The sequence below is a fragment of the Pseudomonas viridiflava genome, from assembly GCF_900602065.1.
Lineage (GTDB): Bacteria > Pseudomonadota > Gammaproteobacteria > Pseudomonadales > Pseudomonadaceae > Aquipseudomonas.
In genome coordinates this window covers 96,523-112,950 of the sequence record NZ_UWFN01000328.1, presented here as the reverse complement: position 1 = coordinate 112,950, position 16,428 = coordinate 96,523, and the positions used below count along the sequence as shown (strand labels likewise).

Here is a 16,428-nt window from a genome sequence, read left to right as displayed (position 1 = left end):
ATGGCAAACGAAAAGACCCCTGTTGGCTCGGTACGACCGAGTCAGCTTCTGTGGACTTATGGCCCAGGTGCCCTAATCGATTTGCCTAACGTGTCGGTCATAACCTCAGGAATCGACGTCTGGGAGAAGGACCGCTGTCAGCCGTTGATCGAAAATCGCTTGCTCGCAGCGGTGCAGAAGGTGCTTGGCCCTCAGGTCGAATCGCTACGTATGCCGCCATTCACTAAGGGCGACTCCGTCGATCCTTTTTCTGCAGAAGCGAATGTTGGGGTGCCGGTTCGTCCTTTCCCCCGGTGGCTGCGTTGTGTGAAGTGTGGGCTGCTGTCTCCCTATGACAGTGGTCTGTTCGAGCTCAAGGAAAGTCGGTACCGCCCAGAGGCGACGCGTTTCGTTCATCAGGGTTGCAGAGGCTCCAAAGGGGATCAACCTGCGAAAGATGCCGATGCCGTTCCGGCACGTTTCCTTTTGGCTTGTAAGAATGGCCACCTGGATGACTTCCCTTGGCAGTGGTTCGTCCACAGTGGCCCTCGTGATTGCATAGGGACATTGCGTTTCTACGAAAGCGGTGCGTCCCTTCAGACCGAGAATCTTTGGGTGAAGTGCGATACCTGCGGTGCCGCGCGTAACATGGCCCAAGCGTTCGGGCGGATTGGTAAGGAGAATTTGCCAGGTTGCCGGGGTCGACATCCTCATCTTGATCAGTTCGAGCTGGATTGCGATGCGGAACCTCGAGCTGTGCTGTTGGGGGCTACCAACAGCTGGTTTCCTACTTCTTTGTCTGCATTGGCGATACCTCAGGCGAAAGACGGGCTGGCGCAGTTGGTAGAAGATGGTTGGAGTTTCTTTGGTGACCTGGATGAGCCAGAAGAGGTGCTCCTGACCATCAAGTTGTTGAAGAAGACTGGTTCGTTGCCTGGAATCGATCAGTATTCCGCGGAGGCTATCTGGGCTGCCATTGAGGCGTACCGTTCCGGTGGAGATGAGGGTGTCACCGAGGCTGATATCAAAGGGCCTGAATGGCGAGTGCTGATTGAACAGTCACCGGTGAATGATTATCCGCACTTCATGTCCGAGGCGGTAGGCGTTCCCAATGGTTTTCAAGGCAAGATCTCCAGGGTGTTGCTGCTGAAGCGCTTGCGCGAGGTCAACGCTTTGCTCGGCTTTACGCGAGTCGAGGCGCCTGACGACTCTGGCGGTAGTGGAACTGGACCGATCCAAGCACCGCTGTCACGCACAAAGCCTGATTGGGTGCCAGCCAACCAGGTACACGGCGAAGGTATCTTCATTCAGTTCGATGAGCAGTCGATCGCCGAGTGGGAGCAGGGTGCCGAGGTTCAGGCTGCTGATGTGAGTCTGCGAGGCGGACATAAAGGTTGGCGGAACTCCCGACACCTACGTCCGCCAGAAGACGGATACCCAGGTGCCCGCTACGTGATGCTGCATACCTTGGCCCATCTGCTTATCCGAGAGCTGGCGTTGGAGTGCGGATACAACGCAGCCAGCATTAGAGAGCGGATCTATGCTGAAGTGAGTGAAGAGGGTAATCAGTGCGGCTTCATCATCTACACGGCAGCCGCGGACTCTGATGGAACCTTGGGCGGCTTGGTCGAGCTGGGTAAGCCAGAAAATCTGGAACGTCTACTGGTCCAGGCTTTGCGGCGTGCGCGTATTTGCTCCTCCGATCCACTGTGCGCTGAGCATGATCCGCAGAAAGACCGGAGTCTCCATGCAGCAGCTTGCCATGCATGTTCCTTCGTCGCGGAAACCTCGTGCGAGTGTGGCAACCGTTATCTGGACCGAGCGATGGTTGTACCTACTTTTGAGAATGCCAAGGCGGCATTCTTTGAGGGTGCTTGAGGTGCGCGAATTACTTATCGCGATATCCGAGTTGGTTTCCATCGTCTCCTTTGACCGTATTGCCGCTTTGGCGACCAAGGTCAGGGGAATTGACGCAACTAAAGCTGGGGATCTTGGAGCTGGAGTGTTGTCTGCAAAGGCGAGCAATGCGCTCAAGGTGATGATCAGTGCTTGGAAGGCGTCACCCTCAAGTGGAGAGACCCTGGCTGCAATGCTCTTGGCCGCAGCTCATGCATTTCGCCATGCGGAGAATCGGCAAAGGGTCGAGCTCGTTTGGACTGGGCCGACCACCGGGCTCGTTCCTGCTCGGCGAACCGAGCAGGCTTTGATCCAGGTAATTGATGCCGCTCAGCAGCGATTGTTCGTCACGAGTTATGTTGCGTACGACATTGAGTCGATCGCCAAGGCTCTGAAATCAGCGGCAAAGCGAGGTGTAAAGATCCAGTTCCTGATGGAGCTCTCGAGTGCGCAAGGTGGCAAGGTTAGCATCGACCCTATCGGTAAACTGCAGAAGATAGTTCCAGATGCACTGTTCTATGTCTGGAAAGACAAAGATGCTGCGTTCGTTAATGGCAGTGTGCATGCGAAAGTCGCAGTGGCAGATGGGGCATATTGCTTCATCACCAGTGCCAATTTGACCGGATACGCAATGGATCAGAACATGGAGGCTGGGGTCTTGGTCTCTGGTGATCTATTACCCGAGCAGCTTCATCGACATTTGGAGGCCTTGGCGATAACAGGGGTAATAGTTCCTGTTGGTGGGTGATGTGCTTATTCAACTTGCGATGCTGACGCATCTAGTCGATATGAGGCAGGGTACACGTGGGTTCAGGCGCGTCGCGAAGCGACATCATGCGGGCAGTCAAGCGTGCCCACACAAGACCGGAGATCATCGTTCGTCAGACACTACATGCTTTAGGGTTTAGGTTTCGTCTGCACCGCCGAGATCTCCCCGGTTCGCCAGACATAGTCCTACCGAAATTCCGGACGGTGGTCTTCGTACATGGGTGTTTCTGGCACCGACATTCTGACTGCCGCTACGCGACTACCCCTAAAAGTAGGCAGGAGTATTGGCTACCCAAGTTCGAAGCGAATGTAGAGCGTGATGCGCGGAAGGAAGCTCAATTGCGAGAATTAGGCTGGCGTGTGCTGGTGATGTGGGAATGTGAAACTAAGAGCCTTGAGGCGCTGGAGGTGCGCCTCAGGCTTGAATTCGATCTTCCGCTTGGCGAACTGCCTCATAGTCCCTGATGTGTTGCATCAGGCTTTCTCCGATCACTTCTCCCAATCGCACCGGAACTGCGTTGCCAATCATGCGGCCGACGGCTTTGAAGGTGATCCGCTCTGGCTCCATGAACACGTAGTTTCTAGGAAAGGACTGTAGGATCGCTGCTTCACGCAGTGATAGAGCGCGGGCCTGATCAGGGTGGCCGAAACGGCCATTCCCGAAACCATAGCAGAGGGTGGTCATCGTCGGGCTGGGGCGATCTGCGCGCATACGTCCGTATACGCTCGGATACGTTTTGCCGCTCGCTTTGCGATGGCATTTGGCGACTAGCTCTGGCGGCCAATCTTTCCAGGTGCCGCCCGGCCTTGAGTGAATGATGCGTCGCATGTTGATCGGGGTGAGTGTTGCTGCCCGGTGAAGTGGATCGTTCGGGTCGCAATCTCCGGCCGCTAGGCGAGGCAGTGCACCGATGACGTCCTCGACATTGACTGGGGCATCCAGATGCGTGGGAGGGATGATGCTTATAGGCATTCCCAATTTGGAGGCGAGCAGAACATGGCGACGTCGTTGCTGTGGCAAGCCGTATTCGACGCAAGCCACTCGCCCGTCCCAGATCTCGTAACCCTGCTCCCTGAGGCTTTGTACGAAGTCGTGGTACACCTCGTGTTTTGTGACGTCAGGAACGTTTTCCATGGTTACAAGGTGTGGCTCAGTTTCTTCGATGAGGCGGCTGAAGTGGTAGAGAAGCGGCCACTTACGGTCATTCCGAGTATCTTTGCCTTGGTTGTAGGTCGAGAACGGTTGGCAAGGCGCGCAGCCAGCTAGAAGCCTGTAGCGGTCCGGGCGATACCAGGCAAGCAGCTCCTCTGCTGTTACTTCCTGCACGTCCTTTTTGACAAAGGCAGCTTGGTTATTCTCCTGATAAGCGTACGCACATTGGCCTTCGATGTCGTACCCTGCATGCACGGTAATGCCGGTGTTGCGCATACCAGCGGTGAGGCCACCAGCGCCACAGAAAAGGTCAACTGCATCAATCATTGGGATAGGTCCTCCTAGCGGAAGGTATTCTAGCTGGAACCTTTGCAAAGATCGAGCACGATATCTGCTATAGCCATCATTCGCGGGCTTCGTTTTCCAAAACAATGCCGTTGTGCTGATTGCCCGAACTGTTCCGTATTTAGCGATTTGGCAAGGCGCTGACTGATGCGTGAATATGTTTCGCATTTTTGAATGGCGATGTCGAATGATCAGCTGGAGTCAAGCTCAGCTTCAGTGTGGAGGGGCGTTTGATGGTATTTGAATTGGCTCACCCCGCCGGCCGCTGGTGGAAATTCGACTTCTATATCCGCTGGTGGCGATGCTGCGTGTTCATCTGATGCAGAACTGGTTGGGCTGCTGCGATCCAACGATGGAAGAGGCACTTTACGAGACCACTATTCTGCGTCAGTTTGCGGGGCTGAGTCTGGAGCGCATTTCCGATGAAATCACTATCTTCAACTTCATCTCCTGCTGGAAAGCACGAACGGGCGGTAGGAGTTCAGGGCATGATTAATACCTTTTAGGATGATTGCGGCCTGTCGCTGCGCTGGGTCAGTAGTTTCAAAGTCACGCATGACTCATGCACCGGGTTCGGCCAAGTGCCAGGGGGGGCAGGCGCTATCCGGAAATGCATCAGGTGAAAAAAGGCAATCAATGAAGTTTCGATATGAAGGCCCATGCTGGCGTGGAGAAAGCCTCCAAGCATGTAGATCTCCAGGTCATATGACAGATTGCCGTTCGTTGTAGCACATACTCGAAACTGGGCAAACGCAGCGTTCTGTACAAAGTCAGGTACACGTGGAAAGCCAAGACGTAGGTAAAGCAGCGGTCGAGCACCTGTTCCGGGTGATCAAGCGCAAGTTCAGTATTGTGGAGATGCGCTTCCGCGTGCCTGGTCAATAACACGGGGCAGTAGATGACTCTGTTTGCGTTGTCCAACCTTGGATGGCTCGCAAGTATTTATAGAGCAGTGCGCCTGTAATTGGGGTAATAGCCGCTGCGGTATGCTTGCTGAGGTTAAAAAAGTAAATCAAATTCTGGATCTGAGTGGTTTGGTCGACTCGCCACTTTCAAAACCAGCTGTGTCCAAGGTCAGACCAGAAGTCTATGACTACTTTTAAACTACCCTTAGCGATAAAGACGGCATCATAGTAAGAAAAAATCACTCAGCGCTTAATAACGGCTGCCAAGCAGACGTTATTAAGCGCTGAGTATAGTTTTGGTTTTTTTAAACTGGGCTAGTTGAAATATTTTTTATTTAGTCCCAGAAGAATCATGCTTTTGTCGTAACACAGCGGGATGCTTTGGCAGCTTCCGCCAGCGTTTTTGACGTCTTGTTCTTCTAATGTCGGAAGATATTTAGGTAGATCTTTATCTTCTATTTCTGTGCCATCAATTGAGCAGTTAAAACTCGCAGTCGGCATGCAAATTACATCGGGAAGAGTCTTAACTGATTTAGTATCTTTAGATTCCTCAGCAGCTGCAAAGTGTTTTCCGCCAAATCCCGGCCCTGTTCCACTCCTATACGACACTGGATTACCTTGAGTGTCCGTACCCAGATACCAACCGAAAGTGTAGTGATAACTTCCCGCTGGTGAATTTCCCGCAAAGTTTTCCGAATTTGAACAAACTCCATGGTCATCACACATAGCATTTTGCTGGCTGCTGATGCTCTCTACACGTTTCTGACCTTCCTTATCCGTGTAGATGTTGCTAATTCGGACTGGAGTGTTTGGAACGCGGCAATCCCACTCTTTCAGCCCGTAGTACTGATCTATCCGAATTAGAGAGCACGCTGCTACATCGTCTTGAGCTTTTACCGTGCTGCCAAGAATCATCAAAAAAGGGAGTAGGGCAAGCGTTGAGCGTTTCATGGGGCCTTCCTTGCAAAGTTAAAAATCAGCGAAGTCTGGATGCATATTCGAGGGATTTACCTCGTCTCAGAGACTCGCTAGCTGCGAAGCTCATCCCAATACTACCAAAACGGTAGTATCGAGCGAAAGACAAGCAATCACGATGCCGCTTTGGTAAATGGATTGTGTGCATGTCAGTCTTGGGAAAGCGCATAAAGCAGGCCCGCGTGCAGGCAGGCTTATCGCAGGAGCGGTTAGGTTTGGATGCTGGTCTGGATGAGATGTCTGCGAGTACTCGCATGAATCGCTATGAGCTGGGAAAGCGGGTCCCGGCTCCTGATTTTGTCGAGCGTTTGAGCAAGGTGCTCAACGTACCGGCAGCATTTTTTTATGCCGTTGAGGATGATGAGGCGGAGTTGCTGGCTAAGTTTCATAAGCTTGATCCGCTCAGGCGCGTGGAGCTAATGAGTCGGCTGAATGAGTTGCTTTTCGCTGAGCCCTCAAACTAATTTTGTAGGTGCCTTGCCCCGGCCTTCCTTGCGACTACTTCAAATATCAGGCACGAGAGCACCACAGCTATCAGCAATGGCCAAAATCGCGCCAAGATGAGCACAAGCAAAACTGCCAAGACGCAGCTGGCCAGTATTCCGAAAAACAGAAAAAGTAAGCCGATAAAGCGAATTACATTCATCGTGATTTCCTTCAGGCAAAAAACTGCTTGAGCGGAGAGTGCCCAAGCAGCAGTGGTGGAGAGCAGCGTCAGGCTACCAATCGAAGAGCAGTTTCGAGTGCGCGTTGTTTGATAACAGCTCCTTGACCAAACCACGCCGCGTCCATGCGGTACTCATTGCTGCGCGCCCGTCGCTCGTGATCGACATACTCGGTGACTGAGTTGAGCAAACCCCAGGCGGTGCCCTTGGCGGATTCCAACTCGGCGCCTCGGCCATGTCCTTCATACATGCTCAGTACTTTGTTTAAGGCACGTTCATTCGAAAGACCGGTGTGCTCAGGCTTATCGGTCTGCACTTCACATAACACACTGCGCAGATACGCCTTGGCCTCATGGTCTTTTACGGGGCGGGCGGCGAGTGTGCGCATGCGGTACATGAAGTCGTCCCATTGCGAGACTGTGATGCCCAGTTGTTGTTTGACGGTGCGAGGATCGAAGCGCGTGCTGTGTGGCACCTTGATCGCCTGGCTGGCGCCATTGATGGCAATTGTCAGTGTGTTGTTGCAGACCACGCGAATGGTGGTCGGCGTTGCGGTGGTGGCGAGTGTGCCGTCGCAGGAGGTGGCCAGCAGCAAGTAGCCATTCACCACGTCATTGCCTTTGAGCGCTGTCGATTGTCCGGTGCGGGCCAGTGCCCAGAGCTTGCGGCCACCTTTCAGCACACCAGCGGTTTCCAGCTCATAGCCTGAGCGCTCGGTCAGGTCTCGGTAAAATTCCAACACCTCACGGGGCTGGACCACTTGGTAGCGCTGTGACACGACGGACAGAGGGGCTTTGGTGTCAGAACGAAAAAGTACCTTCTGTTCCGGGAAGGAGTGAATGCTGCCCATATGGCCGATAGCGTCCGCTTTGAAATGAACCGGGCTTTCCTGAATCTGCCAGTCCATCCCAGCTTCACGTTGCCAGACTTCCAGCGGTTGTTTTTCGGTGAGACGACTGCCCAGGCCATGCCAAGGAGTCGTGCCGATGTAAGCCATGTTTTCGATTTGGTGAGCCATGTTGACGATTCCTTAGGGTGCAAGCCGGCATAGATGCTGCGCATCGCGCAGCACTTTCCGGACGTGATTAATGAGTGAGGTGAAATGGTTTAGGCAGGTAGGTTGAAGCGGTGATCGCAGAGCAAGCAGAGGTTGTGGGCGAGTACGTGACGATCTAGCGAGTCACCCAGTTGAGCGCCGAGTGCACAGCCGCCGACACTGCCGGCCAGGCCACCGAGGATTGCGCCTGATACCGAGCCGAGGGTTATGCCGACAGGCCCGGCGACAGTACCGATTAGCGCCCCTGCCTGGCAGGCAGCAAGTGCGGCGCTGACGCCCCGAGCTGCGCCGCCGAGGGTGCCAATGGCTGCGCCGATTTTCCTTGCGTGATGGAAAGAAGCGACTTTGAGGGAGTGACAGCGCGGGCAATGCAATGACATGGTTCGAAGCTCCATGGTGGGATGTCAATGCAGTGATGTGTGATTGAGATTTTTTCGAGTCGAATATGCGTCCGGTACGGTATAAAGCGACTTATCGTAGCGATGATTTATCAGCAGAAGTCGGCCCAGGCTATGTAAAAACGCAGATGCCCTTTTGAAGTCATACTTTTACGTCAAATCCGTGCCCTTTCGCTTAGTGAATAGACTTGGGCTGTGTGATGAGGAAGAGATATTGCTCTGTTTCGAGCGCTGCATCTGTTTGTAAGTTTGTATGCCTGCCTTGGTCATAAGCGATCACTGGCGACAGGCAGAAAACGGCCAAAAGCAGTCATTCCAGTTTGGGTTGCTCACGCTCGATAGCCAGCCTCGGAAGTGGGCGTCGGCATAAATGCTCGACGATGTTGCAAGAAGTGATCGCAACATCGTCGGACAATAGTGTCAAAGATATGTAGTTTTGGCGGTCAATGAACAAGGCTCATGACATGTGTTGTCACGAAGGTCACGACTTCTGGGATATGCGGAAGTGCGGATTCAACGGCGTACCCTACTCCTCGCCGCTATTTTCTGATGTGAATCGATAAGTCAGCGCTTTAGCAGCGAGCACGCCGGCGAACTGAACAGATGCGGTTGGCCGCAATGCGAGCTTGTCCAAAGGATTTGTGATTATGCGCACCTCAGGATCACCTACCCCAGCTTGAAGATTCCCAATCACGACGAGAAAAAAATTTGGTGTAGTCCGAGCCCTTTCGATCTGGCTGGGCTCGAGTCGAATCACGTCCGGAATGGCGCCCGCATACACCTTGTACTCATAGAAATTGTTAAACATGTCGATCGCATCTGCTCCGACGTTATGTTGATTGCGAATGTCGACGATCTCGGTTTCATCGAGCCCAAGAACCCAGCGACAGATATCCGCACCGAGGCTCTCCTGCTCTTCTTGCGTATAGTTACGCGCAGGTGCCCCAGCTCCTGCTTTTCGCTTCGCCTTTGGCCTGTTTCTGTCGACATCCTGCAGCAAAGGATTGTCCTTTGTCTGGTTGTCCGGGGGCACATCGCCTTTCGAGTTGGATCCTTCGACAATCTGCCCGGCAGGATTTTTCAGTTTCAGTTTCGAGAGATCTACCAGAGTTTTGGGAGACTGCTTGCGTGCGTTTTCTTCTTCCGCACTCTCAGCCTGCTTGCCTCCCAGCTTTGTGCTCAATTTCTTCTGACGACGGCTCTCCGACAGTTCTGACATTTTTAAAAGCACGACACCAGCAGCATCCTCTCGCTCGGCCCGCGCTTGCTTTTGCTCAGACTCGAGGCTCGCGGCTGTTTTGATCGCTTCCGCTCGATGCCCCGCTTTCGAAGCTGCCCAAGCAGCGAGCCAATCATGGGCCATCCGCCGCATATCGCTGGCAAAGACTGTTGCGATTGCATACGCACCTGAGTCCGGATCACCGAGATCTTCCGGATTGGAGATGTAAAACGTCGCTGCATCCTTGTCAATCCAAGCCTTCGGTTTGAAGGACAAGATTTTACCGGGTAGAAGATCGGCAAATTCAACGGTTAGGTCGTGCTTAACGCAGACATTGAATCGCGATAGCGCGTCCCATGAAACCCGTATGCTGGCTTCACTGCAGGAGTCGCTCAACGCCAGGTCTCTACGCAGGTTGGAAACCGCATTAGAGAATAAGTGGGTGAGTTCGGGGTCGTATTCCGCATACTCGGCTCCTTTGACCCAAGCTTGGGAGGCGTCGATACGCGTAAGCCCGTATGGTTCGACCAACGATTCTAGTTGCGCCAGCGCCCCGCCTGGGCTCCAGACCGGTATCTGGCCCGCCAAACCGCCAGCGATAAGCGGATTTTCAACTGCGAAGATGGGGCGCACCGACAACCAGCGATCGCCTACCCACACAGGGCTTCTAGCTAGCTTTCCTCGTTGATCTATCGCTGCTCCAGCAAGAATGCGCAATGCTTCTAGCATCACGAGCCGTTGGTCTTCCGTAAGAGTATTTCGCTTGGCTAACTTACGGAGCGTCTCCTTTGCGTCTGTTACATCCGGTGGGCGGATCTCCAGCACTTTCCACAGCGGATCTGTACCGTCGATGGCCGGAACGAACGGCAGCATTGGTCCAAACACTGCGCGCCCACTTCGGACGACTGACGGCCGCCGCCACCCGACATTGGTTGCAATCAGCCCCTCACCCTTCCCGAACTCTGAGCGCAGTGCGCTGAGGGTCAATTGGCCAGGTCGCCGGGATGATCCTCGACCGGAGAGCTGAGTTGCAAGCGCGCGATATAGAGGTGCTGCATGGTCCGCAGTGGCGGTTGCATCATTAGGATACTCGTCCCGAATCGCGCGTAGTTTATCGAGGAGTTGGTCCGGACGCGGATCACCCGCAACGCCTAGAGTGGTTAGTACTTCCTGGTACGCGACATTGTCGAGCTGGCCATTTAGGTATCCAGCAGGGTTAGCTCCGAAAAAGGCCTCTGTAGCTGCCGTCCGAATCCGGAGATGATCAGGTGCGGTAGCGGCCCCGCTGGCCGAGGTGAGCCAAGGAATCGAAGCGGCCTTCGCCACCCACCACGCATCGACATGACCCTTAATTTGCCAGGAGCGGTAATCGATGGCCGCGCGCACTTTGGTATCTGAGACGAGACGGTCCCAAGCTCGATTAAGGCTGTTCAAGACGGCGCTTGCGCGCCGTACCCTGTCGGTGGTTTTCTTTTCACTAGCAATATTCGAAAGCACTGCATCCAGGTGGGGTGACACTAGATCCGCCAGCGTATAGGTTGCCCCGGCATCCTTCATCTGGAGATTTCTGCGTTGCGGTGAGCTCGTGCTGATGTGACGGACTCCCGGTTCGGTGTATGCATAACGATGAACGTGCGCTGAATGCGTGGCCAGCCGGGGAGCAGTCTCAGCCCCCAAGTAACGAAACAGACGCTGAGCCCCGATCCCTTCACGGCCGGACTCGGCGCGAAACTGCTCCGCATATCGACTGTGGAGCCAGATCAGGCCGGGAGTTTTGCCCGCGGCCACTTTCCATGCGTTCGTCTCACGCTCGATGATGTAGGCCTCACTCGGCCTCGCCGCCGTCAGTATTTTCTTTCCGGCCTCGTCGTAGGTGATAGCAGCGAATCGGACCGCCCGACCGATACCCTCTCCCAACGTTTGGCGATCGCCAATTGACAGTTGCTCAAACGCTTTTCGTAGCCCGTCAGCCTGTTCGTCGGTTAGTGGTGTATTGAGTTCAACGTCGTTGTTGCCTGCTTTCGCGAGCACACCCAATGCCACCTTATCGGTGGCCTCGATCAGAAGCCGGCCACTTCTGTGAAGCCATTCTCGCACGCTCTTCCATCCCGGCCGCTCCCTGTATGCCGGATGAAGTCGTCGACCGATGTCGAGAATGTCCCACAAATTCGCGGCTTCTTCAGGCAACAGCAAGCCAAGTCCAATGACGTCTATGGGGGTGATTCGGGCGGAGTCATTCAGAACGAGGCAGGAACGATTTTCCAGTTCATTTGTGGAGTTTTTCTCTACAGCAATAGCGACAAGGTCGGCCACGAATGCAGGATCGCAATGGACGTCGTCGAGTAGTTGAAGGGCGTCGACCACTTCGACGAGTGTTGGCGCTTGCGCTCCGATGTCGCGGAGCTCTTCAAGGGCATCTCGCCAACGCTTGTCGCCTGATCTTACTGCCGCGGTAACTGTTCCAGCGGTGCCTGCGACGGTCTTGACATTGTGAGGGGTCAAGACATGCTCAAGTTCAGGGACTTCGTACGATAGCTCATGAAGGTGATAGCGCTGCTGACCATCCTGTAGAGTAATTTTATTGGCAAATGTCGTTCTTGCATTTTCCATCAAATGACGGTCAATTTCAGCCCGCAGTCGTCCAATTGTTTGTCCGTCGTCATCCAAGTCGCTGTTCAGGGGAATCGCAGCCCATGCGGCAGCAGGATTACGCTCAAAGTGTTCCAGCACAGCGTCAAGCCACAGCGCACTCAGCGGCTCAACTAATGCGTGATTCCAGGGATCATCAGAGATGTCTCGGCGGCTGGTCAGTGGGTCAAACTGGGCCATCATTCGAAATGGCAGGCCGATTGGACGTACCGGAAGGCCAACATGCAAATGTCCGGCGTCTAACCCGACGAGAGAAAACGCAACAGCGATGGGTGTGTAACGCGTGTGGGCTTTGCGTGCCCTAGCATAGCCTGTGGGCACAGGGACTGATCGCGAATAGATGACCCACTCGCGAGAGTCGGAGGCCTTGGCAATACGCCGAGTCATCTCACCACCCGTGCTCTTTACAGTCTCAGGAGCGGTGCGATCCATGTGAAGTCGGGCTAGCACATCACCAGTAGCCCCTCGCAACGTCACAGTATTCAGAGAGGACAAGAAAACCAATCCGGCATCACTCCAATGCTTCAGCCACTGGGTCACGATCGCTGCGGTTGATACGTCAGCCTCCAATGGGATCACGAACGTGGTCATGGCGTCCGTTGGCTCTTCGTCCGGCCACGTCACATCGCTTTTGGCAACCGACAGATCGTTTGCCTGGTAACGAACGCGAAAATAGCCCTGATGGACCTCAAGGATATCTGACAGCGCATGAAGCGTTTTCAAGCCAATTCCAAATCGACCCAACTGGTTCGGATCGTCGAGTTTGAGGCTTAGCCAGGGAATCGCGAGTGCCCACACATCGTGAAGAGTAAGCCCGGCCCCGTTGTGCCGAAACATGAGGCGCGCCCCGTTCACATCAACTACAAACTCTGCAGATGTTGCACCGAGATCGTCGGCATTTTGAATGAGCTCAGCAAGACCTTGCAACCGATCCTCGCTGATATGAGCAGCGCTCGATTCAGCATTGGCCAGAGCATTCCGGATGCTTGCAGGTAGCGTCTTGAGTTGGGTCGAAAGTGCTGCGACACCAGCGTCGGCAGCCAGTCCATCTAGAGGAACAAACGAAAAGGCACGACGCGTTGCGGGGTCGTGGTGAACGACTTCGCGGGCATGCCATTGTGAATCCTCAGCAGTAAAGATCCGTTGCTCCCGCTGTAGTGCCATTGCGTCACCTAGTTCGTGTTTCTTCGTTTTCGCCAATCCAATCTGCAGGCACAACCCTTTTGCACGCCCCACAAGGTCGAACGAATTGACTGGGGGCATTGCTGTTGCTTAGGCAGTGCGAGATCCCTTGGAAATGAAATAAATCGCCTAAGCTGTTGCGCTCGGAAATACCGCCGGCACTAGGTCTTTGTGAAATTTTGCCTCATCTGGCAACGAAATGACTTTCAAGCTTTTCTTTGCTCGTCCCACCGCGACCAGCTCCGCAACCGGGCCTTGACCATCGCCGGCCAGGCAATCCAGGTGACCTAGGATAATGACTGAATCACGAGCCCTTGATAACGCCACATTCAGGCGATGGCGATCCAGGAGAAACTGAGTGTCTCCGCTTGCGCGGGTCATCAGCAGCATCACCATGTCGGCTTCTCCCCCTTGTACGGCATCGACAGTCGCGACAGACAATTCGAATGCGTATTGCTTGCCTTCCGTATCTTGGGAGATGATTTCTAACTGTCCTTTGTAAGGGCACACAACCAATAGCTTCAAGGGAGTTTTTGCTGCTCTTACCTTTTTGTGCAGCGCATTCAGCAGTTGGTAGAGCGCAGCGCGCTCGGTGGAGTTGACCAGAGATGAAGGAGAGTCGCCTGTACCTGCCTTCTTGTGCCGATAATTCCGCATATTGGAAAAGTCTACAAATAATGCGCGGGCAGCCGTCAGCGCCCAGGTACCACCCTTGCGGTGCGATTGCAGTTGATCTTCATAAAATAGCGCGCTGACCAAGTCACCGATATCTTCATGCATCCGGTACTGTACGGTCAGCATTCCCTTGGCCTGCGGTTCCAACCCTTCATACAGCTCCTGGAAGAAGTTTTTGCGCAGTAGCGTTTCCACCTCCGACAGAGGCAATGTATAGCCAATGCGCTCATCCAACACATCGGTAGTCACTGTGGGTGGCAGCTGGTTGTGATCCCCGACAAGGACTATCCGCCGAGCAATGGCAGCCGGGATCATCAGCTCGGCAGCAAAGGCTTTGCCTGCTTCATCCACTATCACCCAATCGAACGGTTCCTTGATCAAAGCAAAGTCAGTACGCGCCATCCCTGTACAGGTGGCACCGTGGATCAACTTGTCGCGGAACGTCCAGCGACTTGCCGCTTCGCGCCCCTTGCGAGATTTCAGGAGGGACGACCAGGTATCGTGCAGCTGGGGATTGATTTGCGCATCTCCTGCGCTCAGTGCATCGATGTTGATTTGATGCCAGTTGGCTTCGAGCGCTTCACTGATCTTGTCCTTCTTGCCGTAGCGTACCGTGACAGGCCGCAAGTACTCTGCGGCCTTGAGTAGATCTTCAATCAGCTTGGTTACCGCTACGTGAGTAGGGCCGGTGATCAGTATGCGTGGCCAGAGATGTGGTGTTTGTTCTGGAAACAGGGTTTTGAGCCACTGCACCAAAGTGGTGGTCTTCCCAGCCCCCGGGGGGCCCCAGACTGCCAGTACGGGCTCATTTGACGCCAAGATTTGGAGCACCGCTTCCTGTCCCAGGTTCGACGTTTCGACGGGCTCAGGGTCAAGTGTAAAGATTGCACTGTGTACTGAAGGTGCTACAAAATCGCCGGAAATCGCCTTTTCAAGTGCTTTGGAGAGTGTTTCCTTTTGACTGCCTTCCCTGACTAGTTCAAGCCGAAACAAATCGAAGGGATTGATCTCAGCTTCATTCATCCGCTTATACGGGGCCAGCGTAAACTCGCAAATACCAAGCTGGGGATCTAGAAGCTTGAACGATTGCAAAGGCCATACACGGTCTCGTCCGACGGCCCGCAAACGAGGTGCACCTTGCTCGCTCAGTGCAGCTTTCAACCAAATGGGAATGCCTTGCGAACTCAGCAAACCTGTCACTTTGCGTCCATTCTCCTCGACTTGGCCGGGAAGAAAACCACAGCTTGCGCTCTGCTCCAGGTAAAGCTGCTGCTCACGGTACACCAATGACAGCTTGCGTAAATGCAAGGCGACCTCTCGTTGACGAGCAGCGTTTCGCTGGCCAAGCCGCTCTTCATTCAAGGCACACACAAAAGACTGGAAGCGATTGCGTTTGGTCAATTCGTCATCCTCGCCCCCTATCAAAACAGGGGAAAGGGCGACGTAGCTGCGTAAAACCTCTTCAGGCGACTCACAATCCTCTAGTACATGCAGCAATCGAAAACATCGCTGCTGAGCATCGGTTTCGGTGACCAAGGCATAGCGCCCCAGCTGAAAGACGAGACGGCCGTCATCGTTCTCATAAATATGCCAAGGCCTATCCTGGATTGCTGGCGTTTGAAAATAGCCCCACATGTGTTGGATCAGCGCTATCTGATCATCTTTGATGCCAAGCGCGACCGGCCACCAGTACTCCTCCAGCCCTGATATGCGGGGGTGCAATCTCACGAGCAAATTTTGGGACTGCGAGTCGCCGAGTACGTCAGTAAGTGTCCAGCCATCAGCGAACACTTGCAGCTCCATGCCGGGTCTTATCCATTGTCCTTCTTGTCTGCCAAGTGGCAAACGCAGGATGACATCATCCATCTGCAACTGGGCTTCATTGTTGTCCAGGCGCACGACCGTACCTGTCAACGTCTCGCCACCGCTTGCTGTCGCCGCATCCAAGAGTTTCACCTTGTCGCTGCCAATGCGGGCGAAGCGTGTCTCATGATCAACCGCGTAAAATACCCCTCGGCCGTCAAATGTTTCAGACTCAATGATGTAATTTTGGAGGCGTCCAGGCAAACCTTGTGGCAGCGAAACTACTGCACCCTCGCAGGGATAATCCGCAGGCATTTCGAGCCAAGCAACGGTCGGCAACTGCGCTGGCACCTCACCAAACAGGGTACGAATATATTGTGCTGTGAATTGGAGGTAGGCGCGCTCAGCTGTAATGCGCCCGCGGGCGAGTTCGATTTCAAGCATCATCCGACGAAAATTGGCGGACTCACGAGCGCCGAACTGATTTCTCAATATGTACCTTGCACGAGCGTGTGCCCGCTCCAGCTCACTGGCGATTTCCACGCGCATCGCCAACTCACTTTCAAACATCTCTACGAGCTGAACCAGGTACGGGCGAATAAGGGCAGCGCTTTTGCGTTCATGCATCGCGTGAATGGCGGCCAGTTCAGCCTCCAACGCTTCAATCTCGGTGTTAACGTCGTCCAGACGTTTCCCATTCCACCAGCTGATGGCAGTGGAGGTTAAGGTGATGCCCGCCAGCAATAGCATGAACATTAA

At 54.2% G+C, this 16,428-nt stretch carries 11 protein-coding genes; 5 read left to right on the top strand and 6 right to left on the bottom strand.

What is annotated here, in order from left to right; translation table 11 throughout:
• From drmB to EE949_RS24865, 3 genes are read left to right on the top strand one after another with little or no spacing between them, the layout of a single operon-like run.
• A complete protein-coding gene (gene drmB, locus EE949_RS24875) occupies window positions 1–1,857 on the top strand; it encodes a DUF1998 domain-containing protein (protein WP_122666728.1) in 1,857 nt (618 codons plus the stop codon).
• Between the two features lies 1 nt (window position 1,858).
• Entirely contained in the window at window positions 1,859–2,623 is a 765-nt protein-coding gene (gene drmC / locus EE949_RS24870; protein WP_122666874.1) for a DISARM system phospholipase D-like protein DrmC, read from the top strand.
• A gap of 56 nt (window positions 2,624–2,679) precedes the next feature.
• A complete protein-coding gene (locus EE949_RS24865) occupies window positions 2,680–3,108 on the top strand; it encodes a very short patch repair endonuclease (RefSeq protein ID WP_275898973.1) in 429 nt (142 codons plus the stop codon).
• On the opposite strand, the gene EE949_RS24860 is transcribed toward EE949_RS24865, so the two are convergent.
• The gene (locus tag EE949_RS24860; protein ID WP_430735913.1) at window positions 3,059–4,123 is read right to left on the bottom strand and encodes a DNA cytosine methyltransferase; all 1,065 of its coding nucleotides are present in this window, start codon (window positions 4,121–4,123) and stop codon (window positions 3,059–3,061) included. The two genes, EE949_RS24865 and EE949_RS24860, sit on opposite strands and share 50 nt — an antisense overlap.
• 286 nt (window positions 4,124–4,409) lie before the next feature.
• Between EE949_RS24860 and EE949_RS30375 the strand changes: the two genes are divergently transcribed.
• Window positions 4,410–4,637, top strand: coding sequence for a transposase (locus tag EE949_RS30375; protein WP_162874002.1), 228 nt, complete (start codon window positions 4,410–4,412; stop codon window positions 4,635–4,637).
• A 724-nt stretch (window positions 4,638–5,361) separates the two neighbouring features.
• On the opposite strand, the gene EE949_RS29560 is transcribed toward EE949_RS30375, so the two are convergent.
• Window positions 5,362–5,997, bottom strand: a complete 636-nt coding sequence (locus EE949_RS29560) for a hypothetical protein (protein WP_162874003.1) — start codon at window positions 5,995–5,997, stop codon at window positions 5,362–5,364.
• 170 nt (window positions 5,998–6,167) lie between these two features.
• Here EE949_RS29560 and EE949_RS24845 point away from each other — a divergent pair, with 170 nt between their 5' ends.
• Window positions 6,168–6,485 (top strand): helix-turn-helix domain-containing protein, encoded by a 318-nt coding sequence (locus tag EE949_RS24845; RefSeq protein ID WP_122666724.1) that lies wholly within the window; start codon window positions 6,168–6,170, stop codon window positions 6,483–6,485.
• A gap of 250 nt (window positions 6,486–6,735) precedes the next feature.
• Here the strand turns inward: EE949_RS24845 and EE949_RS24835 are convergent, their stop codons facing one another.
• The 4 genes from EE949_RS24835 to EE949_RS24820 all read right to left on the bottom strand — a co-directional run bounded on the left by EE949_RS24835 (window position 6,736) and on the right by EE949_RS24820 (window position 16,425).
• A complete protein-coding gene (locus tag EE949_RS24835) occupies window positions 6,736–7,704 on the bottom strand; it encodes a DUF932 domain-containing protein (RefSeq protein ID WP_122666722.1) in 969 nt (322 codons plus the stop codon).
• Window positions 7,705–7,793: 89 nt separating this feature from the next.
• Window positions 7,794–8,123 carry a hypothetical protein gene (locus EE949_RS24830; RefSeq protein WP_122666721.1) on the bottom strand — a complete coding sequence of 110 codons (330 nt, stop codon included), beginning with the start codon at window positions 8,121–8,123 and terminating at the stop codon, window positions 7,794–7,796.
• A gap of 544 nt (window positions 8,124–8,667) precedes the next feature.
• Window positions 8,668–13,272, bottom strand: coding sequence for a sacsin N-terminal ATP-binding-like domain-containing protein (locus EE949_RS24825; protein ID WP_122666720.1), 4,605 nt, complete (start codon window positions 13,270–13,272; stop codon window positions 8,668–8,670).
• A 48-nt stretch (window positions 13,273–13,320) separates the two neighbouring features.
• Window positions 13,321–16,425 carry a DEAD/DEAH box helicase gene (locus tag EE949_RS24820; RefSeq protein ID WP_122666719.1) on the bottom strand — a complete coding sequence of 1,035 codons (3,105 nt, stop codon included), beginning with the start codon at window positions 16,423–16,425 and terminating at the stop codon, window positions 13,321–13,323.
• Between the last annotated feature and the right edge of the window lie 3 nt (window positions 16,426–16,428).